The sequence below is a fragment of the Streptomyces sp. DF42 genome (genome assembly GCF_058267695.1).
Genome location: NZ_CM177859.1, coordinates 5,568,948 through 5,589,476, shown reverse-complemented (window position 1 = coordinate 5,589,476; position 20,529 = coordinate 5,568,948). Strand labels below are relative to the sequence as shown.

At 66.5% G+C, this 20,529-nt stretch carries 16 protein-coding genes, 3 rRNA genes and 1 pseudogene; 5 read left to right on the top strand and 15 right to left on the bottom strand.

Annotation, left to right across the window (positions count from 1 at the left end):
- Positions 1 to 19: 19 nt before the first annotated feature.
- On the bottom strand, positions 20 to 835 hold the full coding sequence (locus ACYUED_RS25580) for a phosphatase (protein ID WP_491285384.1): 816 nt from the start codon (positions 833 to 835) through the stop codon (positions 20 to 22).
- A 208-nt stretch (positions 836 to 1,043) separates the two neighbouring features.
- On the opposite strand from ACYUED_RS25580, the gene ACYUED_RS25575 reads away from it, so the two are divergent.
- Entirely contained in the window at positions 1,044 to 1,484 is a 441-nt protein-coding gene (locus tag ACYUED_RS25575; protein ID WP_491285382.1) for a hypothetical protein, read from the top strand.
- A 36-nt stretch (positions 1,485 to 1,520) separates the two neighbouring features.
- Here ACYUED_RS25575 and ACYUED_RS25570 read toward each other — a convergent pair whose 3' ends face one another.
- The 7 genes from ACYUED_RS25570 to ACYUED_RS25540 form a co-directional block, all read right to left on the bottom strand.
- Positions 1,521 to 2,693, bottom strand: coding sequence for an acetoin utilization protein AcuC (locus ACYUED_RS25570; RefSeq protein WP_491285381.1), 1,173 nt, complete (start codon positions 2,691 to 2,693; stop codon positions 1,521 to 1,523).
- Positions 2,644 to 3,861 (bottom strand): MFS transporter, encoded by a 1,218-nt coding sequence (locus tag ACYUED_RS25565; RefSeq protein WP_491285379.1) that lies wholly within the window; start codon positions 3,859 to 3,861, stop codon positions 2,644 to 2,646. Before ACYUED_RS25565 ends, ACYUED_RS25570 begins: the two co-directional genes overlap by 50 nt.
- Positions 3,862 to 3,939: 78 nt before the next feature.
- Positions 3,940 to 4,632, bottom strand: coding sequence for a VC0807 family protein (locus ACYUED_RS25560; RefSeq protein WP_491285377.1), 693 nt, complete (start codon positions 4,630 to 4,632; stop codon positions 3,940 to 3,942).
- A gap of 69 nt (positions 4,633 to 4,701) precedes the next feature.
- Positions 4,702 to 5,346: an HAD family hydrolase gene (locus tag ACYUED_RS25555; RefSeq protein ID WP_491285375.1), complete on the bottom strand. Its 645-nt coding sequence runs from the start codon at positions 5,344 to 5,346 to the stop codon at positions 4,702 to 4,704.
- Positions 5,347 to 5,406: 60 nt separating this feature from the next.
- Positions 5,407 to 5,523, bottom strand: a 5S ribosomal RNA gene (rrf, locus tag ACYUED_RS25550).
- Positions 5,524 to 5,618: 95 nt separating this feature from the next.
- Positions 5,619 to 8,736 (bottom strand): 23S ribosomal RNA (locus ACYUED_RS25545).
- 316 nt (positions 8,737 to 9,052) lie between these two features.
- Positions 9,053 to 10,578, bottom strand: a 16S ribosomal RNA gene (locus tag ACYUED_RS25540).
- The 16S, 23S and 5S rRNA genes sit together here, the layout of an rRNA operon.
- Before the next feature lie 846 nt (positions 10,579 to 11,424).
- On the opposite strand from ACYUED_RS25540, the gene trpS reads away from it, so the two are divergent.
- The gene (gene trpS, locus ACYUED_RS25535; protein ID WP_491285373.1) at positions 11,425 to 12,492 is read left to right on the top strand and encodes a tryptophan--tRNA ligase; all 1,068 of its coding nucleotides are present in this window, start codon (positions 11,425 to 11,427) and stop codon (positions 12,490 to 12,492) included.
- Between the two features lie 106 nt (positions 12,493 to 12,598).
- Positions 12,599 to 12,751 carry a hypothetical protein gene (locus ACYUED_RS25530; RefSeq protein WP_491285371.1) on the top strand — a complete coding sequence of 51 codons (153 nt, stop codon included), beginning with the start codon at positions 12,599 to 12,601 and terminating at the stop codon, positions 12,749 to 12,751.
- Between the two features lie 16 nt (positions 12,752 to 12,767).
- Here ACYUED_RS25530 and proC read toward each other — a convergent pair whose 3' ends face one another.
- From proC to ACYUED_RS25515, 3 genes are all read right to left on the bottom strand, one after another.
- Entirely contained in the window at positions 12,768 to 13,580 is an 813-nt protein-coding gene (gene proC, locus ACYUED_RS25525) for a pyrroline-5-carboxylate reductase (RefSeq protein WP_491285369.1), read from the bottom strand.
- Between the two features lie 267 nt (positions 13,581 to 13,847).
- The gene (locus ACYUED_RS25520) at positions 13,848 to 14,642 is read right to left on the bottom strand and encodes an ABC transporter permease (RefSeq protein WP_491285367.1); all 795 of its coding nucleotides are present in this window, start codon (positions 14,640 to 14,642) and stop codon (positions 13,848 to 13,850) included.
- Positions 14,639 to 15,436 carry an ABC transporter ATP-binding protein gene (locus tag ACYUED_RS25515; RefSeq protein WP_491285365.1) on the bottom strand — a complete coding sequence of 266 codons (798 nt, stop codon included), beginning with the start codon at positions 15,434 to 15,436 and terminating at the stop codon, positions 14,639 to 14,641. Before ACYUED_RS25515 ends, ACYUED_RS25520 begins: the two co-directional genes overlap by 4 nt.
- Before the next feature lie 232 nt (positions 15,437 to 15,668).
- Here ACYUED_RS25515 and ACYUED_RS25510 point away from each other — a divergent pair.
- Positions 15,669 to 16,059 (top strand): annotated as a pseudogene (locus ACYUED_RS25510) (STAS domain-containing protein); the annotation flags it as partial.
- Here the strand turns inward: ACYUED_RS25510 and ACYUED_RS25505 are convergent.
- From ACYUED_RS25505 to ACYUED_RS25490, 4 genes are all read right to left on the bottom strand, one after another.
- The gene (locus tag ACYUED_RS25505) at positions 16,023 to 16,793 is read right to left on the bottom strand and encodes a class I SAM-dependent methyltransferase (protein WP_491285363.1); all 771 of its coding nucleotides are present in this window, start codon (positions 16,791 to 16,793) and stop codon (positions 16,023 to 16,025) included. The pseudogene ACYUED_RS25510 and the gene ACYUED_RS25505 sit on opposite strands and share 37 nt — an antisense overlap.
- 200 nt (positions 16,794 to 16,993) lie before the next feature.
- Complete coding sequence (locus tag ACYUED_RS25500; protein WP_491285361.1) at positions 16,994 to 17,491, bottom strand: EamA/RhaT family transporter; 498 nt, start codon at positions 17,489 to 17,491, stop codon at positions 16,994 to 16,996.
- Positions 17,492 to 17,533: 42 nt separating this feature from the next.
- Positions 17,534 to 17,878: an SH3 domain-containing protein gene (locus ACYUED_RS25495; protein WP_491285359.1), complete on the bottom strand. Its 345-nt coding sequence runs from the start codon at positions 17,876 to 17,878 to the stop codon at positions 17,534 to 17,536.
- Positions 17,879 to 17,904: 26 nt separating this feature from the next.
- Positions 17,905 to 18,213, bottom strand: coding sequence for an SH3 domain-containing protein (locus ACYUED_RS25490; protein WP_491285357.1), 309 nt, complete (start codon positions 18,211 to 18,213; stop codon positions 17,905 to 17,907).
- 182 nt (positions 18,214 to 18,395) lie between these two features.
- On the opposite strand from ACYUED_RS25490, the gene ACYUED_RS25485 reads away from it, so the two are divergent.
- Complete coding sequence (locus ACYUED_RS25485; protein WP_491285355.1) at positions 18,396 to 20,489, top strand: serine/threonine-protein kinase; 2,094 nt, start codon at positions 18,396 to 18,398, stop codon at positions 20,487 to 20,489.
- Positions 20,490 to 20,529 lie beyond the last annotated feature (40 nt).

The window sequence follows — 20,529 nt, the reverse complement described above, 5'->3', positions numbered from 1 at the left end:
AGGTGCACCCATCGGCGGCCTACTGTGACAGACACGCTCGATTGAGTACGTAGCGGGTAAGCGGCCGGTAGTAATCAGACCGCACAGCGTCATCAAGTGGAACTACTACGGACACGGACCCCTCAGCCTCCCCCACGAAGAGCGCGGGGTCGTCCGTATCGGCAAGACCAATGGCCTCGAACCCCAGCTGACCTGCCCCGCAGACCCAGCCGTGATCCCCGACGACCAGCTCGGGAAGCGGCCCTCCGGCCTCGGCCGCGGCCGCCAGAGCGGTACGAACCGGGAGCGGAGAGTGCGTGTGCACGCCGGTCGCACAACCGGGGCGAGCAGCACCGGGTTCCCGCACCAGCGCGACTCCCTGTACGTAGTCAAGGTTGTACGTGCGTAGACCGAACCGGGTCGTTATGTCGACACAGTGGCCATGCGCCGGTGTGAGGACGGTACATCCCGCCGCCGACAGCGCGTCCGCCAAGGCGGCGTAGAACCCGAGCAGGCGGTGCTGGTGGCCGGTGCCGAGGAGCACGGGGGCGCTGCGCTGGGCCGCAACGGCGAGACGGTCCGCGAAGGCATCCAGAGCGATCAGAGTGCGCTCCGGATCGATCAGATCATGGCCTGAGACATGTCGAGGATCGGCCGAGACCCCGCACTTGTCCGCCATCAACTCGATCAGATCCCGCTGGCTCCATGTCCATTCGGGATCAAGTCCGAGCAGTACGCGCGGATCGCGGGCGGCGAAGAGCCGATAGCTACGGAGGCTCTCCTCACGGGAGGTGGCCACGGACCCGGCGAGACGGGCGGCCAGGAGATGGGCGCGCAGGGCTCCGGTGCTCAACACGTCTCGATGGTGGCGGACCGGAATGGGGAGGGCCATGCGAACGGGCAAACACCGCACAGTTGGCGTAACGACGCCTGTGACACCGGTGACAGAACAGCGACACAACGGCCCACAACCGTCGTGGGGGCTCCCTGGTCTCACCCTGCGTGGACGGCAACGACCAACCGTCCCAAGCACTTTGACCAGGACATCAAACAGGGGGAACACCATGAAGTCGATCCGCAGCAAGGCAGCCACCGCCGGCGCCCTCGCCGTCCTCGCCCTCGGCGGCACGCTCGCCGCCACCACCCCGGCCTCGGCGGCGCCCGCCGGGGCCTACAACGGAGCCTGCGGCAAGGGCTACGACGTCGTCATGTCCACGCCGATCAAGTCCTCTCAGACCGCCGTTGCCGCCACCACGTACGTGACCTACAACCCCGCGGCCAAGCAGATGTGCGCCGTCACGGTGCGCCACAACCCCGGCGCCCGCGTGTTCATGGAGGTCACCCTGGACACCTGGCCGACCAGCAACGCCCCGGCGAGGGACTCCGGCTCCTACACCAGCTACGCCGGCCCGGTGTACAAGGACCTCCCCGACGCCGGCGTGTGCATGACCTGGAGCGGCTCGATCGACATCAACTACAACTCGGACATCGGCCTCTGCCCCTGACCCGACGGCTACCGGCGTGGTCGACCCCCGGGTCGGCTACGCCAGCAGCCCCCGCAGGGGGAACACCGCCCGCCGCGTCGCCAGCACCGCCTGGTCCAGCCGGTCCGCGGGGTCGTACCCCTCGTCCCACCCGGCGAAGGCCACCGGCCACCGCCCGTCCGTCATCCGCGCCGGCGCCAACTGCCGTGTCCGCGCGAACACTTCCTGCCGCCAGCCCTCCGGGATCATCGTCTCCGGCGCGACCTCCCGCCCCGCGGCGATCGCCACGAGGTGCGTCCACGACCGCGGCACGACCTCGACGACCGCGTATCCGCCGCCGCCGAGCGCGACCCACCTGCCGTCGGCGTACTCGTGCGCGAGCTCATGGCAGGCGACCTGCACGGCACGCTGGGCGTCCAGCGACACGGCCAGGTGCGCGAGCGGATCCTCGAAATGCGTGTCGGCCCCGTGCTGCGTCACCAGCACCTGCGGCCGGAAATCGGCGATCAGTTCCGGTACGACGGCGTGGAAGGCCCGCAGCCATCCGGCATCCCCGGTCCCGGCGGGCAGCGCGAGGTTCACGGCCGAGCCCTCCGCCGAGTCGGAGCCCGTCTCCTCCGGCCACCCGGTTTGCGGAAACAGCGTCCGCGGATGCTCGTGCAGCGAGATCGTCAGAACGCGCGGATCCTCCCAGAAGGCCGCCTGCACCCCGTCCCCGTGATGCACGTCCACATCGACGTAGGCGACCCGCTCGGCTCCCAGCTCCAGCAGCCGGGCGATGGCGAGCGAGGCGTCGTTGTAGATGCAGAACCCGGACGCACCCCCGGGCATCGCATGATGCAGGCCGCCCGCGAAGTTCACCGCGTGCAGCGCCTCGCCGCGCCACACCGCCTCGGCCGCGCCCACCGACTGCCCGGCGATCAGCGCGGACACGTCGTGCATCCCCGCAAAGGCGGGATCGTCGATCGTCCCGAGCCCGTACGCCCCGTCGGCCGCCTCCGGATCCACCGAAGCCGCCTTCACGGCCTCGACGTAGTCCTCCCGGTGGACAAGCCGCAGGGTCGACTCCCCGGCGGATTTCGCCGCCACCACGTCGACGTGCTTGTCGAGCCCGAAGGCATCGACGAGGTGCCTGGTAAGGGCGAGCCGGACCGGATCCATCGGATGGTCCGGACCGAAGTCATAGCCCGTTACTGCCTCGTCCCACATCAACTGTGCGCGGCCGCTCATGCCCGCCACCGTATCGGTCCGGTTGAGGAGCGAACGAACGGGCGTACAACAGGGTCACCAACACCAACACCATCGGCACGACCATCGCCCCGCGATAGCTCCACGTGTCGCCCAGCGCCCCCACCAGCGGCGAGCCGACCAGGAAGCCGACGTAGTTGAAGACGTTCAGCCGGGCGACAGCGGCGTCGGACGCGTGCGGGAACAGCCGTCCGGCGGCCGCGAAGGTCTGCGGCACCAGCACGCACAGTCCGAGCCCCAGCAGCGTGAACCCGAGCATCCCGACCCACGCGCCGGGCGCCACCGCCACCACGGCGAACCCGAGCGCCGCCACCACCGCCCCCAGCCGCACCGCCATCACGGCCCCGAACCGCCGTACCCCCAAGTCCCCCAGCGACCGCCCCACCAGCGTGGTCACCATGTAGACGTTGTACGGCACCGTCGACAACTGCTCCGAACTCCCGAGCACGTCCTTCAGGTACTTGGCGCTCCAGTTGGAGACGGTCGAGTCCCCGATGTAGGCGAAGGTCATCACCAGACACAGCGGCAGCAGCAGCTTGAAGACGACGGACTGGCCCTCGCCCGCCTCGACCGTCTGCCCGCCGGAGCCGGCCTCCCCGCCGACGTACCACCGACTCCCGACCAGCGTGGCCGGCAACAGCACCCCGACGACCGGCAGATACGACGCCCACAGCGCCAGATGCCAGTGCGCCCCCGCCCAGGCCAGCGAGGCGCCCATGATCCCGCCGAGGCTGAACACGGCATGGAAGCTGAGCATGATGCTGCGCCCGTACGCCCGCTGCAGGCTCACCCCGAGCATGTTCATCGAGGCGTCGAGCCCGCCCACGGCAAGCCCGAACGCGCCCAGCGCGATCCCCAGCTCGGCCCGGTTCTCCCCCCACCCGACCCCGAGGAGGGCCAGCAGCACGACAGGCTGCAGGCACCTCAGCAGCAGACTCGGCGGTATCCGCTTCACCAACTGCTCGGCCGTCACGCTCCCGACGCCGGCCAGGACGGGCACGGCGGCCAGGAAGGCGGGCAGCAGCGCGTCGGAGACGGCGTACCGGTCCTGGATGGCCGGGATGCGCGTCACCAGCAGGGCAAAGGTGGCGCCCTGAGCGAAGAAGCTGAACGCCAAAGAGGCCCTACCGCGCCGCAGCACATCTGTCATGGCGGCGAGCGTAAGGCCCCGGGCAACCCGTGGGTAGATCAAGCCAAAGATGAATTTCTCTCAGCTTTGTCCGTGCGCTCAGGCGACGACGGCGATTTCGGGCTCAGACGCGTTCGCGGTCTTCGTCTCGTCGGCGAGCATCCGCTCCATGGGCCCGGCGCCGAAGGCACCGCCGACAACCATCCCGAGCACGATCGCGACGACCAGGAAGACCCCACCGAGCCAGACCATGGTGTCCACGGGAATCGTGTACGCGCCCACGACCCGCGCGATGCACTCACCGAGCAGCGCCACACCCCAGATCACGGAGAAGACCCGCTCCTTGCGCCTGAAGTCCGCCGACCCGGCCGCGCCTCCGCCCACCAGGCGCTGCCAGGCGGCCTCCTTCGCCGCATCCCCCTTCACCAGGAAGGGCTTGAGGCCCGCGGTCATCATCGGCTTGCCGAGCGCCACGGAGACCAGGATGCCGATCGCGACCGTGCTGCTGACCCCGCCGTCCTTGGCGAGCATCAGCCGGGGGTCGCCGGTGACGAAGCTGAGCAGCAGTCCGACGACGTTCACGACGAGGATGAGAAGCGCCAGCCCGTTGGTCGCCCGCTCCTTGACCACGCTCCACACCGTCCGCGCGGCCGGCACCACGCTGCTCCAGGCGAGCGCCGCGAACGTGCTCATCCCGAAGCCGTCCTTGAACAGGTAGTACGAACCGAGGGGTACCGCCACGTCCACGATCAGCGGGGTGAAGGGGTTCTTCTTGTTCGTCTTCGTCGTCATGCCCTCAGCTTGCCGTCCGGCACCCCGGCGCCAGTAGGAACGATCGTCCGGAGCTCGGCATGACAAATGTCAGACCAGCAAGTCAGCCAACTCACCCATGCTTGAGAAGAGTTGAGTCGCTCCTACGAGCCTCTCGGCAGGCGTCATGGCGGTGAAGCCGAAGACGTCCATCCCGGCCGCGACAGCCGCCTGCACCCCGAGCGGACTGTCCTCGACCACCACACACCGCTCCGGCGCGACCCCCATCCGCTCGGCGGCATAGAGGAACAGGTCCGGCGCCGGCTTCCCGCGCCCGACATCCTGCGAACTGAAGATCCGCCCGTCCTCGAACCACCGGTCAAGTCCGGTCGTCCGGTGCCCCACCCGGATCCGCTCATGACTCCCCGAGGACGCGACACAGTACGGCACCCCGTCAGCGGCCAGCTTCTCCACAAGCCCGACGGCCCCGTCGACCGGCTCCAACTCCCTCTCGAACGCGGCGAACACGTGCGCGTGAAAGACGTCGTCGAAGTCGTCCGGAAGGCGCTGCCCGGTCCGCTCCCGAACGAGGTCATGGATTCGGTGCATGGCAGAGCCCATGTAGTCGCGAAGCGAGTCCTCGTAGGAGGTCGGGTGCCCGAGCTCGGTGAGATAGGCGGCCAGGAGCCGGTTGGAAATCGGCTCGCTGTCGACGAGCACTCCGTCGTTGTCCAAGATCACGAGGTCATAGCGCATACCATGAGCCTAAACGCAGAAAACCCCCGTGCCGATGGCACGGGGGTTTTCGCAATGATTGTTCGGCGGCGTCCTACTCTCCCACAGGGTCCCCCCTGCAGTACCATCGGCGCTGTAAGGCTTAGCTTCCGGGTTCGGAATGTAACCGGGCGTTTCCCTCACGCTATAACCACCGAAACACTATGAAACTGTTGAACCTGCCGCACCGTTGTCGTGGCCCGACAACGGGGCTGTTCGTGGTTTCAGAACCAACACAGTGGACGCGAGCAACTGAGGACAAGCCCTCGGCCTATTAGTACCGGTCACCTCCACCCATTACTGGGCTTCCAGATCCGGCCTATCAACCCAGTCGTCTACTGGGAGCCTTACCCCATCAAGTGGGTGGGAATACTCATCTCGAAGCAGGCTTCCCGCTTAGATGCTTTCAGCGGTTATCCCTCCCGAACGTAGCCAACCAGCCATGCCCTTGGCAGAACAACTGGCACACCAGAGGTTCGTCCGTCCCGGTCCTCTCGTACTAGGGACAGCCCTTCTCAATATTCCTGCGCGCGCAGCGGATAGGGACCGAACTGTCTCACGACGTTCTAAACCCAGCTCGCGTACCGCTTTAATGGGCGAACAGCCCAACCCTTGGGACCGACTCCAGCCCCAGGATGCGACGAGCCGACATCGAGGTGCCAAACCATCCCGTCGATATGGACTCTTGGGGAAGATCAGCCTGTTATCCCCGGGGTACCTTTTATCCGTTGAGCGACGGCGCTTCCACAAGCCACCGCCGGATCACTAGTCCCGACTTTCGTCCCTGCTCGACCCGTCGGTCTCACAGTCAAGCTCCCTTGTGCACTTACACTCAACACCTGATTGCCAACCAGGCTGAGGGAACCTTTGGGCGCCTCCGTTACTCTTTAGGAGGCAACCGCCCCAGTTAAACTACCCATCAGACACTGTCCCTGATCCGGATCACGGACCCAGGTTAGACATCCAGCACGACCAGACTGGTATTTCAACGACGACTCCCCCTGAACTGGCGTCCAGAGTTCACAGTCTCCCAGCTATCCTACACAAGCCGAACCGAACACCAATATCAAACTGTAGTAAAGGTCCCGGGGTCTTTCCGTCCTGCTGCGCGAAACGAGCATCTTTACTCGTAGTGCAATTTCACCGGGCCTATGGTTGAGACAGTCGAGAAGTCGTTACGCCATTCGTGCAGGTCGGAACTTACCCGACAAGGAATTTCGCTACCTTAGGATGGTTATAGTTACCACCGCCGTTTACTGGCGCTTAAGTTCTCAGCTTCGCACGCCCGAAAGCGCACTAACCGGTCCCCTTAACGTTCCAGCACCGGGCAGGCGTCAGTCCGTATACATCGCCTTACGGCTTCGCACGGACCTGTGTTTTTAGTAAACAGTCGCTTCTCGCTGGTCTCTGCGGCCACCCCCAGCTCAGACAGAAAATGTCATCACCAGTGATGGCCCCCCTTCTCCCGAAGTTACGGGGGCATTTTGCCGAGTTCCTTAACCATAGTTCACCCGAACGCCTCGGTATTCTCTACCTGACCACCTGAGTCGGTTTAGGGTACGGGCCGCCATGAAACTCGCTAGAGGCTTTTCTCGACAGCATAGGATCATCCACTTCACCACAATCGGCTCGGCATCAGGTCTCACCCACATGCCATCCGGATTTACCTGGATGACGGGCTACACCCTTACCCCGGGACAACCACCGCCCGGGCTGGACTACCTTCCTGCGTCACCCCATCACTCACCTACTACAAGTCTGGTCCGTCGGCTCCACCACTTTCCATTCCCCGAAGGGTCCGGAACGGCTTCACGGACTTAGCATCGCCTGATTCAATGTTTGACGCTTCACAGCGGGTACCGGAATATCAACCGGTTATCCATCGACTACGCCTGTCGGCCTCGCCTTAGGTCCCGACTTACCCTGGGCAGATCAGCTTGACCCAGGAACCCTTAGTCAATCGGCGCACACGTTTCTCACGTGTGTATCGCTACTCATGCCTGCATTCTCACTCGTGAACCGTCCACCACTGCCTTCCGGCGCGGCTTCACCCGGCACACGACGCTCCCCTACCCATCACAGCGGGCGTTGGCCCTCATGCTGCAATGACACGACTTCGGCGGTACGCTTGAGCCCCGCTACATTGTCGGCGCGGAATCACTAGACCAGTGAGCTATTACGCACTCTTTCAAGGGTGGCTGCTTCTAAGCCAACCTCCTGGTTGTCTGTGCGACTCCACATCCTTTCCCACTTAGCGTACGCTTAGGGGCCTTAGTCGATGCTCTGGGCTGTTTCCCTCTCGACCATGGAGCTTATCCCCCACAGTCTCACTGCCGCGCTCTCACTTACCGGCATTCGGAGTTTGGCTAAGGTCAGTAACCCGGTAGGGCCCATCGCCTATCCAGTGCTCTACCTCCGGCAAGAAACACACGACGCTGCACCTAAATGCATTTCGGGGAGAACCAGCTATCACGGAGTTTGATTGGCCTTTCACCCCTAACCACAGGTCATCCCCCAGGTTTTCAACCCTGGTGGGTTCGGTCCTCCACGAAGTCTTACCTCCGCTTCAACCTGCCCATGGCTAGATCACTCCGCTTCGGGTCTTGAGCGCGCTACTAAAACGCCCTATTCGGACTCGCTTTCGCTACGGCTTCCCCACTCGGGTTAACCTCGCAACACACCGCAAACTCGCAGGCTCATTCTTCAAAAGGCACGCAGTCACGAGAATGTGCAAGCACATTCCGACGCTCCCACGGCTTGTAGGCACACGGTTTCAGGTACTATTTCACTCCGCTCCCGCGGTACTTTTCACCATTCCCTCACGGTACTATCCGCTATCGGTCACCAGGGAATATTTAGGCTTAGCGGGTGGTCCCGCCAGATTCACACGGGATTTCTCGGGCCCCGTGCTACTTGGGTGTCTCTCAAACGAGCCGCTGATGTTTCGACTACGGGGGTCTTACCCTCTACGCCGGACCTTTCGCATGTCCTTCGCCTACATCAACGGTTTCTGACTCGTCTCACGGCCGGCAGACCGTAAAAGAGAGATCCCACAACCCCGTATACGCAACCCCTGCCGGGTCTCACACGCATACGGTTTGGCCTCATCCGGTTTCGCTCGCCACTACTCCCGGAATCACGGTTGTTTTCTCTTCCTGCGGGTACTGAGATGTTTCACTTCCCCGCGTTCCCTCCACTTGCCCTATGTGTTCAGGCAAGGGTGACAGCCCATGACGACTGCCGGGTTTCCCCATTCGGACACCCCCGGATCAAAGCCTGGTTGACGACTCCCCGGGGCCTATCGTGGCCTCCCACGTCCTTCATCGGTTCCTGGTGCCAAGGCATCCACCGTGCGCCCTTAAAAACTTGGCCACAGATGCTCGCGTCCACTGTGCAGTTCTCAAACAACGACCAGCCACCCATCACCCCGCCACACTCGGCGAGTTCACTGGGGCCGGCACTGAAGGCAGCTAACAATCAGCCGTACCCTCAGACACCCAACAGCGTGCCCGGCACCCCCCACCACTCATGATCAGCTTTCCACGCCCCGAAGAGCAGTACTCACAGCCTGAGATGACCGAAGATGCCGAATAATCAACGTTCCACCCATGAGCAACCACCGTCGAACGTGTGCCGACGTAATGGCCCTGGACCACCAGGCACGCCTGGCGGTCTAGATGCTCCTTAGAAAGGAGGTGATCCAGCCGCACCTTCCGGTACGGCTACCTTGTTACGACTTCGTCCCAATCGCCAGTCCCACCTTCGACAGCTCCCTCCCACAAGGGGTTGGGCCACCGGCTTCGGGTGTTACCGACTTTCGTGACGTGACGGGCGGTGTGTACAAGGCCCGGGAACGTATTCACCGCAGCAATGCTGATCTGCGATTACTAGCAACTCCGACTTCATGGGGTCGAGTTGCAGACCCCAATCCGAACTGAGACCGGCTTTTTGAGATTCGCTCCACCTCACGGTATCGCAGCTCATTGTACCGGCCATTGTAGCACGTGTGCAGCCCAAGACATAAGGGGCATGATGACTTGACGTCGTCCCCACCTTCCTCCGAGTTGACCCCGGCGGTCTCCTGTGAGTCCCCATCACCCCGAAGGGCATGCTGGCAACACAGGACAAGGGTTGCGCTCGTTGCGGGACTTAACCCAACATCTCACGACACGAGCTGACGACAGCCATGCACCACCTGTACACCGACCACAAGGGGGGCACCATCTCTGATGCTTTCCGGCGTATGTCAAGCCTTGGTAAGGTTCTTCGCGTTGCGTCGAATTAAGCCACATGCTCCGCTGCTTGTGCGGGCCCCCGTCAATTCCTTTGAGTTTTAGCCTTGCGGCCGTACTCCCCAGGCGGGGAACTTAATGCGTTAGCTGCGGCACCGACGACGTGGAATGTCGCCAACACCTAGTTCCCACCGTTTACGGCGTGGACTACCAGGGTATCTAATCCTGTTCGCTCCCCACGCTTTCGCTCCTCAGCGTCAGTAATGGCCCAGAGATCCGCCTTCGCCACCGGTGTTCCTCCTGATATCTGCGCATTTCACCGCTACACCAGGAATTCCGATCTCCCCTACCACACTCTAGCTAGCCCGTATCGAATGCAGACCCGGGGTTAAGCCCCGGGCTTTCACACCCGACGTGACAAGCCGCCTACGAGCTCTTTACGCCCAATAATTCCGGACAACGCTTGCGCCCTACGTATTACCGCGGCTGCTGGCACGTAGTTAGCCGGCGCTTCTTCTGCAGGTACCGTCACTTTCGCTTCTTCCCTGCTGAAAGAGGTTTACAACCCGAAGGCCGTCATCCCTCACGCGGCGTCGCTGCATCAGGCTTTCGCCCATTGTGCAATATTCCCCACTGCTGCCTCCCGTAGGAGTCTGGGCCGTGTCTCAGTCCCAGTGTGGCCGGTCGCCCTCTCAGGCCGGCTACCCGTCGTCGCCTTGGTGAGCCATTACCTCACCAACAAGCTGATAGGCCGCGGGCTCATCCTTCACCGCCGGAGCTTTCAACCACCACCCATGCGAGTGACAGTGATATCCGGTATTAGACCCCGTTTCCAGGGCTTGTCCCAGAGTGAAGGGCAGATTGCCCACGTGTTACTCACCCGTTCGCCACTAATCCACCCCGAAGGGCTTCATCGTTCGACTTGCATGTGTTAAGCACGCCGCCAGCGTTCGTCCTGAGCCAGGATCAAACTCTCCGTGAATGTTGTCCCGTAATCGGGATGACACCACGAGAGCGGAACAGCCGGGCGGAATAAGCCCAGCCGTTCACAGCGTCCTCGCTGTGTTTTACTTCAAAGGAACCTCGACCACCGGAAGATTCCGGCGGACGGGGTATCAACATATCTGGCGTTGATTTTTGGCACGCTGTTGAGTTCTCAAGGAACGGACGCTTCCTTTGTACTCACCCTCTCGGGCTTTCCTCCGGGCGCTTCCCTTCGGTCTTGCGTTTCCGACTCTATCAGACCGTTTCCCGATCCGATTTCCTCGGTGCTTTCCAGGTTTCCGCTTTCGCGTTTCCCTTTCCGGCGGTTCCGACTCTATCAGATCCTTTCGGGCCTGACTCCCAGTCAGCGGGCTTGTCCTCGCGGCCCTCGGGCCGTTCCGACGAGTGAGACTTTAGCGGATTCCCGGCCCCCGAGCTAATCGGGGTCCGCGTCCTTTCGAACGTGGATTCCTCATTTCGCGAATACACACGCCAATGACACGGCGCCCAGACAGATTTCGACTGGTCGCCGAGTCGTGGTTGGTACTTGCGGAATGGTTGTCCGGGGACCGACCGGAGTCGGCGCTCACGTCGAACAACTCGGAGAACACTACGTAGCGGAAGAGGGCGTGTCAACTTGACTTCGGACGGCACCCGGGAGGCGTACTCTGTGCGGCATGACTACGTGTACGTGCACCCAGCTGTGGTGGGCCGCCTGACGGCGGCCGTGCTCACGTATGCGTTCAACGGCCGCCGACTCGGCGGCCGTTCTCGTTTCTCCCTCCAGAGCTCCTGAGGGTCGGCCGGCCGGGGACGGCGGCCTCGACCAGGAGGTGGAGCAGGGATGGGACGGGTTTTCAGTGGAGTCAAGCCGACCGGGCACTTGACGCTGGGGAACTACCTGGGAGCCATGCGGCAGTGGGCCGCGGTGGACCAGCACCGAGCGGACGCACTGTTCTGCGTCGTGGATCTGCATGCCCTGACCGTGGACCACGATCCGGCGCGGGTGCGCAGGCTCAGTAGGCAGGCGGCGACGCTGTTGCTCGCGGTGGGACTCGATCCGGCGCTGTGCACCGTGTATCTGCAGAGTCACGTCGACGAACACGCACGGCTGTCGTATCTGCTCGAGTGTGTGGCGACCGACGGCGAGATGCGGCGGATGATCCAGTACAAGGAGAAGGCCGCGCGCGAGCGAGAGCGGGGCGGGAGTGTGCGGCTGTCCCTGCTGACCTACCCGGTGCTGATGGCGGCGGACATCCTGGCGTACGGGGCTCACGAGGTACCGGTCGGGGACGACCAGGCTCAGCATGTGGAGCTGGCTCGGGATCTGGCGGTGCGGTTCAACCAGCGGTACGGGCATACGTTCGTGGTGCCTCGGGCCACGCTTCCGCCGGTGGCGGCACGGGTCATGAACCTGCAGGAGCCGGCTTCGAAGATGGGCAAGTCCGACGACTCCGGGCCGGGGATCGTCTATCTGCTCGACGAGCCGGACGTGGTGCGGAAGAAGGTCATGCGGGCCGTGACCGACAGTGGGCAGGACGTCGTCTACGACCGGGAGGAGCGACCGGGGGTCGCGAATCTGCTGGAGATCCTGGCTGCCTGTACGGGTGGGAACCCGGAGGAGCTGAGCGGTGTATATGAGACGTACGGGTCCTTGAAGAAGGACACCGCGGAGGCCGTGGTCGAGCTCCTCAGGCCCGTACAGGAGAGGCACAGGGCGCTGTGCGCCGATCCCGGTTACGTGGAGGGGGTGCTGCGGGATGGTGCGGAGAGGGCGCGGGCGATGGCCCGGCCGACCGTCGATGCCGCTTATCGCGCGATCGGGTTGCTGCCGCCTGCTGCGGATACAGGTGACGGTGCGGCCGGTGCCGATGCGGGCGATACGGGCGTCGCGCTGAACGCCGCACGGTAGGCGCGAGGGCTGGTGGCGAGGCTCGATGCGATGCGAAGTGCGGGCGCATCGTGACCTCGCTGCCGAAGCCGGCGCGGCGGGCGGAGCTGCGCGGGGACATTCCTGCGTGGGTGGCCAGGTCGGCGACACGTTCGATCCGGAGGGCGCGTTCGGCTGGTGGCGGAGTGCGGGCGAGGTCGCGCAGGTCTCGGTGGTATCGCTGCACGGGGCGGATTCGCGCCTGGTGACCACGAAGGAGGTGATGGGAGCGGCGGGGTGACCGCCCCCGGAGGGTGTCAGTCCTTCTTGCCGGAGGCCAGTTCGCGGCTGCGGTCGCGGGCGGCTTCGAGGGCGGCGATGAGAGCGGCTCGCACGCCGTGGTTCTCGAGTTCGCGGATGGCGTTGATGGTCGTGCCCGCGGGAGAGGTGACGTTCTCGCGGAGCTTGACCGGGTGTTCGCCGCTGTCGCGGAGCATCGTCGCCGCGCCGATCGCGGACTGGACGATCAGGTCGTGGGCCTTGTCGCGGGGCAGGCCGAGCAGGATGCCGGCGTCCGTCATGGCTTCGACGAGGTAGAAGAAGTACGCCGGGCCCGAGCCGGAGAGTGCGGTGCAGGCGTCCTGCTGGGACTCGGGGACGCGGAGGGTCTTGCCGACGGCGCCGAAGATCTCCTCGGCGTGGGCGAGGTGGTCGGACGTGGCGTGGGTGCCGGCGGAGATGACGGACATGGCCTCGTCCACGAGAGCGGGGGTGTTCGTCATGACGCGGACGACGGGGGTGCCGGCGGCCAGGCGCTCCTCGAAGAAGGAGGTGGGGATACCGGCGGCTCCGCTGATGATCAGGCGGTCGGCGGGGACGTGCGGGGCGAGGTCGTCCAGGAGGGTGCCCATGTCCTGCGGCTTGACCGTGAGGATCAGCGTGTCGGCGGACTTGGCGGCTTCCGGGTTGGTGACCGGGGTGACTCCGTAGCGGGCGCGGAGTTCCTCGGCTCGCTCCGGGCGGCGGGCGGTGACCAGGAGGTCGGCGGGGTCCCAGCCGCCGCGGATCATTCCGCTGAGCAGGGCTTCGCCGATCTTGCCGGTGCCGAGGACTGCGACTTTCTGGGTCATGCTGGGGTGCCCTCCGGGGGTGCGTCGTCCGGGGTCCATCCTCGCACCGGGGGCGGGAGGGCGGCTTGGGCGTCCGGTGGGCGGAACGTTGCCCTGCGGGTGGCCGTCGGGCCTTTCTCGCCCCGCCGCCTCTACCCGTCCCATCCCCAGGGGCTCTGCGCCTTCGACCCCGCCAAGGTGCTCCGCGCCCTCGACCCTCGATCGGCCTGAACGGCCTCGTCCTCAAGCGCCGGACGGGCTGAGTCGTACGGATCGGCGTTCGGGACGTCACGCCGTCCTGCGCCTCAGTGTTGCCGCGCCCAGGCCCAGGACCAGCAGGGCGCAGCCCGCCACGATCAGGGCGTCCCGTACGAAGTTGGCTGTCATGTCCGTGTGATTGAGGACCTCGTTCATGCCGTCCACGGCGTAGGACATGGGGAGGACATTCGAGATGGCTTCCAGGGCCGGGTGCATGCTGTCGCGGGGGGTGAACAGGCCGCAGAGGAGGAGCTGGGGGAAGATCACGGCCGGCATGAACTGGACGGCCTGGAACTCGGAGGCCGCGAAGGCCGAGACGAAGAGGCCGAGAGCGGTGCCGAGGAGGGCGTCCAGGAGGGCGACCAGGAGCAGCAGCCAGGGGCTGCCGGTGACGTCCAGGCCGAGGAACCAGAGCGCGAGGCCCGTGGCCAGGGCGGATTGGATGATCGCGAGAGTGCCGAAGGCCAGGGCGTAGCCCGCGATCAGGTCGCCCTTGCCCAGTGGCATGGCGAGGAGGCGTTCGAGGGTGCCTGAGGTGCGTTCGCGCAGGGTGGCGATGGACGTGACCAGGAACATCGTGATGAGGGGGAAGATGCCGAGGAGTGACGCGCCGATGTTGTCGAAGGTGCGCGGGCTGCCGTCGAAGACGTAGCGCAGCAGGAACAGCATCACGCAGGGGACGAGGAGCATCAGCGCGATGGTGCGCGGGTCGTGGCGCAGCTGGCGCAGGACCCGGGCCGCCGTGGCGGTGGTGCGGGCGGCGTTCAGGGAGCCGGTGGGGGTGGGGGGCGTCGTCGTGCCGGTCGTGGTCGTCGTCGTACTCATCGGGTGGTCTCCTTCTTGCGGGCGGCGGCGGTCGCCTCGTCGACCAGGTGCAGGAAGGCTGCCTCGACTGTTGCGGAGCCGGTGCGGGTGCGCAGGGCGTCGGGGGTGTCGTCGGCGAGGATCTCGCCGTCGCGCATCAGGAGGAGGCGGTGGCAGCGCTCGGCCTCGTCCATGACGTGGGAGGAGATGAGGAGGGTCGCGCCGCGGTCGGCGGCGAGGGAGTGGAAGAGGTTCCACAGCTCGCGGCGCAGGACCGGGTCCAGCCCGACGGTGGGTTCGTCGAGGACGAGGAGTTCCGGGGCGCCCAGGAGCGCCACGGCCAGGGAGACGCGGCTGCGCTGGCCGCCGGAGAGGTTGCCGGCGAGGGAGTCGGCGTGGCTGGTGAGGTCGACGTCGTTGAGGACGCGGTCAGTGTCCTGACGGCGGTCGGCGGCGCTGCGGCCCGGGGCCAGGATCGCCGTGAAGTAGTCGAGGTTCTGGCGGACCGTCAGGTCGTCGTAGACGGAGGGCGCCTGGGTGACGTAGCCGATGCGGGTGCGGAGGGTGGGGTGGCCGGCCGGGCTGCCCAGGACCTCCAGGGTGCCGGTGACCTTGGCCTGGGTGCCGACGATCGAGCGCATGAGGGTTGATTTGCCGCAGCCCGAGGGGCCGAGGAGGCCGGTGATCTGGCCGCGCGGGACAGTGCAGTCGAGGTCGCGCAGGACGGTGCGGGGGCCGCGGACGACGGTGAGGCCTTCGGCTCGGACGGCGGGCGCGGGGGGATCCGCGGGCGGACTCGGCGGATAATTCATCATGCGATGAATAATGCTCTCGCGCGGTGGTGCCGTCAAGCGGCATCGCCGGGGGGCGTGTGCGGCGGCGCAGGCGCGTGGAGGTGTGATCGGAGGCGCAGGGTCCGGTTGGCGTGCGTCGGCGTTCACCGGCCGGAAACGCGAGCGGGATGCGGAACCAACTCCCGTTCCCGACAATGGATTTCCCTTCGTCGTGCCCTCCCGGCTCGGCGCCCACGCATCTGCCGTTCATCGACGGGAGGTGCGGGGGCTGTGGCGGAAGCATCGCGGGGAGGCCGTGGTGCTGGTTGGTGACGGCCGGGGCGATCGTGGTGGGGAACCCGCTGGAGGGGGTGGTGGTCGGGCTGACGCTGGCCGTGGCGAAGACGGCGTGGGACACCAGCCAGGTGCAGGTGGAGACCGAGGACCGGGGCGAGGCGAGGATCGTCGTACGGGTGCTGGGGCATGCGACGTTCCTGCGGCTGCCGAAGCTGCTGGACGCGTTGGAGGCGCTGCCGCACGACCGGCAGGTGCGGTTGGACCTGGGCGGTCTGCGGCATGCGGACCACGCGTGTGCGGCGGCCCTGGAGGGGTGGGCCGCCGCGCGGGGTCACGGGTTGGTGGCCACGAGCAGTTCGACGACGTAGGTCTCCTCGACGACCCCGTCCGGGAAGGCGGCGAGCAGGTGGCCCCGCTCCTCGGCGAGGAAGGCGGTGCTGTTCTCCTCGCCGTGGACCAGGAAGATCGAGTGGCTGCCGATGTTGGCGAGGTGGGTGTCGACGGGGACGCGGCGGCTCCAGCGCACCCGGCGGTCGGAGAACCGGAGGCGGCCGGTGGGGTCGGCGAGGGCGGAGCGGTCGCCGCCGCCGTTTCTGTCCACGCCCCTGTCGATGCCGAAGTGACGTCCGATCCGGACGGACTGCTCGTCGATCCACGGGACGTCAGGGGCGCTCCTGTTCCACCACAGCGCGAGCGCTCCGCCCGGCCGCAGTACCCGCAGGGCCTCCGGCACCGAGCGGGCGGGCTCGGTCCAGTGCCAGGCCTGGGCGTAGGTCAGGAGGTCGGCGGAGGCGGAGGCGAGCGGGAGGTCGTTGCCGTTGCCCCTCACGATCGGGATTCCGGGGTGGGCGCGGCGGAACTCGGCCGCCATGCCGTCGCCGGGTTCCACCGCGACGACGTCCGCACCGCGAGCGGCCAGGAGCGCGGTCGCGATGCCGGTGCCGGCGCCGATGTCCGCCACGCGCGCGCCCTTGAGCAGCCGGCCGGCGAGGTCCTCGATCGCGTCGAAGAGGGCCGGTGGGTAGGCGGGGCGGTTGGCTGCGTACTGGGCTGCTGCGGCGTTGAAGGAGTGGGCGCGGGTGGGCTGCGACGAGGCGGTCATGAGGCCATGGTGGCGCGGGTTGGGTGCAGGGGGCAGCGAGTTTTTGGTGAGAAGGCGATGGCCCCCGGCGAGCGAGGGTGGCCCAGGGGGTGTTGTTCGGATCAGGTCCGCCGTGCGGAGCGGTGCGTCCTGGCCGGCCCGAGCGGGGTCCGATGCGCGTGCATGGCGTCGCGCGGCAGACGTGAGTGTGGCGGCAGGGCCTAGCGGCGGCGCCTCTTCGACGGGTTGCCCGTGCGGCGGGTGCTGCGCTTCTTGTGCCGGCTGAGGGCTGCCTCGTACTCCTCGCGATGGAGTTTCTCGCCGGGGGCCTCGGTGAGGGAGCGGAAGAAATAGGCGAGGAGGGAGCCGACGAAGCCGATGGCGAGCAGGCCGCGGAGGGAGGACTGGCGCTCGGGGTCGGGGCGCTTGGCGAAGGCGTCCCAGGTGTGGCGGAAGGCGAGGGCACTGCAGATCGCGAACATCGCGACGACGAGGACGCTCACGAAGGCGCCGGTGTCCGCGAGTTGGAGGCCTTCGAAGGCGAAACGAAGGACCAGGCAGGAGGCGGCGGCGGTCGCCAGGGAACCGACGGCGACCCCGGTGCGACGGGCGGTGTAGCCGTTGTCGTGCTCCACCCAGGTGGTGCCGAAGAAGCGCAGGGGTTCTGGGCGGGGGCCTGGGGAGCCCGCGGTGTCCTGGGTGCCGGTTTCGTCGCTCACAGGACGATTATGGCTCCGGGGCGGGCGCGGGCTCCCGTGGGATCAGGCGCAGCGGGGGGCTATGTAGCCGTCACTGCCGGTGTTGACGTAGGCGTCCGCGACGAACTCGCCGTTGTCGACGTTGTCCCAGATGTTCGACGTGCCGTAGTAGCCCGACACCGTCGTACCCGGCGTCTGGCAGTAAATCGGGACCTTCGCGCCCACGGGCAGCTGGCGGACGATGCTGTACTGGGTGCCCGGACCGCTGCGCACGTTGAGTTGCACGCCGGGTGCGGTGTCGTAGTAGCGCAGTGAGGCCGCGTTCGCCGTGGCTGCCGAGCCGAGCACCATGAGGAGGGCTCCGGCGGCGCCGGCGAGCAGGACGGATCGGCGTCTTCGGGATGTCATCCGGTTCTCCGGGTGGTGAGAGGCAGTCAGCCGCAGCGGGAAGCGACGTAGCCGTCGCTGCCGGTGAGTACGTACGCGTCCGAGATGTACTCGCCATTGCTGACGTTGTCCCAGATGTTCGAGGTGCCGTACGGGCCCGCCACATTCGTCCCCGGCGTCTGGCAGTAGATCGGCACACGGGAGCCCTCGGGCAGCACGCGGACGACTGTGTAGTTGGTGCCGGGGCCGCTGCGGACATTGACTCGGAAGCCCGGTGCGACCTGATACGTCTTCACGGTCGCTGCGGCGATCGCCTCGCCGGCCCCTACCGCTTCTTCTGCGCGGTCAACAGACATGAAAAACCTCCCCCGTTGGACCCCATGAACGCCATGGGGCCCCGATGATTCCCATAAAACACGCCATGAAACACACGTACGCAACTCGCACACGAAGGCTAGCAAGCCGCCTCCGTCTCGTACGAGTCATCGACTAGGCTCCGTGCGTCGCGCGCGCGGAAGAACAGCACGGGGGTGGTTCCATGGCGCCACAGCAGAACACGGGAGCGGGCGCGGAAGCGGAACATCCCGCATACGCCGGGCACTACCGTCTGGAGTCATGTCTCGGCTCGGGCGGAATGGGTGTCGTACACCTGGCCCGGAGCACCTCGGGGATGAAGCTCGCGGTAAAGGTCGTACACGGCCAGTTCGCCAGGGATCCCGAGTTCAGGGGGCGTTTTCGGCAGGAAGTGGCCGCGGCTCGCAAAGTCAGCGGCGCCTTTACGGCTTCCGTCGTCGACGCCGACCCGGAAGCCGAACGGCCCTGGATGGCCACCTTGTTCATCCCCGGCCCGACCCTTTCCGATCATGTGAAGCGGAATGGGGCGATGCCTCCGGCGCAGCTGCGCCGTCTGATGGCGGGACTCGCCGAGGCACTGCGCGACATTCACCGTGTCGGCGTCGTGCACAGGGATCTGAAGCCGAGCAATGTGCTGCTCGCCGAGGACGGTCCGAAGGTCATCGACTTCGGCATTTCTCGGCCAAAGGACAGTGAACTGCGGACCGAGACGGGCAAGTTGATCGGCACTCCGCCGTTCATGGCGCCCGAGCAGTTCAGAAGGCCCCGCGAAGTCGGCCCCGCCGCCGATGTGTTCGCGCTCGGGTCCGTGATGGTCCACGCGGCGACCGGGCGCGGGCCGTTCGACTCCGACAGCCCGTACGTCGTCGCCTACCAGGTCGTGCACGACGAGCCGGACCTGGCCGGCGTACCGGGGAATCTCGCGCCGCTCGTGCTGCGTTGCCTCGCCAAGGAGCCCGAGGACCGGCCCACACCGGACGAGTTGATGCACGAGTTGCGCTCTGTCGCGGCCTCGTACGACACGCAGGCGTTCATACCGGCACAGCGCACGGGACAGGTGACGAGACCCGAGCCCGGCGGTGAGCCGGAGCGGCGGGCCGCCCCGGGCTCGCGCAGAAAGTGGATCCTGGCCGCCGTCACGCTCGGCGTCGTCGCGGTCGCCGCGTTCGCCTCGGTTCCGCTGCTGAACGGCGGCGGCCCCACGGCGGAGAGCGGCACTGCACGGAGCGGCTCTCCCGAGAGCCGGTTCAGCGGCTGGGACGCGAAGCCTGTTTCCGCCGACGCGGGCATGCCGCAGTGTTCGTCCGGAGCGGGACGGCTGGTGTGTGCCCAGCGCGGGGTCGTCTTCGCTCTCGATCCGTCCGACGGCAGCCTTGTGTGGCGGCACTCCGTCGCCGACACGGTCAGGAACGGACCACCGGTCGTGTCGGGCGGTCTCGTCCAGCCGCTGACGGACCGGCGCGAGCACCTGACGGCACTCGATCCCGCCTCGGGCAGGGTGAGCTGGCAGCGGAGCCTGTCCGCGTACCGCGGGCTGCAGAGCGCCGGCGGCATGCTGCTCGTCACCGGCACCGACGCGTCGGTCACGGGCGTGGACAGTTCCTCGGGCCGGACGAAATGGAAACGGAACTTCACCGGCCGGCGTGATCCCTACTTCGCCTCGTTCCCCGGAAATCCCCTCGCCTACACGACGTACACCTCCGACGCGTCGAAGACCCGGGTCACCGCCGTGGATCCGACCACGGGCGACGTGCGGTGGGACGCACGGCTCAAGGGCGACCTCACGCCCGTCGGCGCCGACGACGGGTCGGTCTACTTCCTGGCCGTCGACCGCGCCGAGGGCACCACGACAGCGGTCGTCCGCTACTCGCCGGCTTCCCGGACCTCACACCGAATGGCGCTTCCGGTACCGCTCGTGGACGCCCGGGCCTCCGTGCGCGGGGGCGTCGTCCACCTCCTCGCCGCCGGCGGCTCGCTGGAGGCCGTCGACATGAACACCCGCAAGCTCCTGTGGCACGTCGAGACCTCGGTGAACCGGGGTTCCGAGCCGGTCGCCGACTCCCGCCACGTGTACGTCACGACCGCCGACGGGCGTCTGCTGGCCATTGACGCGCACAAGGGGACCTTCGCCGGACAGACCCCGCCGCGCCCCGGCGTGAACTCGGGCCAGGTCGTGGCCTCCCTGCCCCAGCCCGTGATCATCGGCACCCACGTCTACGCCACCGCCCCGGACGGCACCGTCTTCGCCGTGGACGCCCGCAAGCCCTCCGCCTGGTGACACAAGGGCGGGCCGCCCCCGAAGAGACGGCCCGCCCGGA

Bases quoted from the DNA above. Each gene is read 5' to 3' on its own strand.
- ACYUED_RS25575 (WP_491285382.1), top strand. From the start codon at position 1,044: ATGAAGTCGATCCGCAGCAAGGCAGCCACCGCCGGCGCCCTCGCCGTC.
- ACYUED_RS25570 (WP_491285381.1), bottom strand. From the start codon at position 2,693: ATGAGCGGCCGCGCACAGTTGATGTGGGACGAGGCAGTAACGGGCTAT.
- ACYUED_RS25565 (WP_491285379.1), bottom strand. From the start codon at position 3,861: ATGACAGATGTGCTGCGGCGCGGTAGGGCCTCTTTGGCGTTCAGCTTC.
- ACYUED_RS25560 (WP_491285377.1), bottom strand. From the start codon at position 4,632: ATGACGACGAAGACGAACAAGAAGAACCCCTTCACCCCGCTGATCGTG.
- ACYUED_RS25555 (WP_491285375.1), bottom strand. From the start codon at position 5,346: ATGCGCTATGACCTCGTGATCTTGGACAACGACGGAGTGCTCGTCGAC.
- trpS (WP_491285373.1), top strand. From the start codon at position 11,425: ATGGGACGGGTTTTCAGTGGAGTCAAGCCGACCGGGCACTTGACGCTG.
- proC (WP_491285369.1), bottom strand. From the start codon at position 13,580: ATGACCCAGAAAGTCGCAGTCCTCGGCACCGGCAAGATCGGCGAAGCC.
- ACYUED_RS25520 (WP_491285367.1), bottom strand. From the start codon at position 14,642: ATGAGTACGACGACGACCACGACCGGCACGACGACGCCCCCCACCCCC.
- ACYUED_RS25515 (WP_491285365.1), bottom strand. From the start codon at position 15,436: ATGATGAATTATCCGCCGAGTCCGCCCGCGGATCCCCCCGCGCCCGCC.
- ACYUED_RS25505 (WP_491285363.1), bottom strand. From the start codon at position 16,793: ATGACCGCCTCGTCGCAGCCCACCCGCGCCCACTCCTTCAACGCCGCA.
- ACYUED_RS25495 (WP_491285359.1), bottom strand. From the start codon at position 17,878: ATGACATCCCGAAGACGCCGATCCGTCCTGCTCGCCGGCGCCGCCGGA.
- ACYUED_RS25490 (WP_491285357.1), bottom strand. From the start codon at position 18,213: ATGTCTGTTGACCGCGCAGAAGAAGCGGTAGGGGCCGGCGAGGCGATC.
- ACYUED_RS25485 (WP_491285355.1), top strand. From the start codon at position 18,396: ATGGCGCCACAGCAGAACACGGGAGCGGGCGCGGAAGCGGAACATCCC.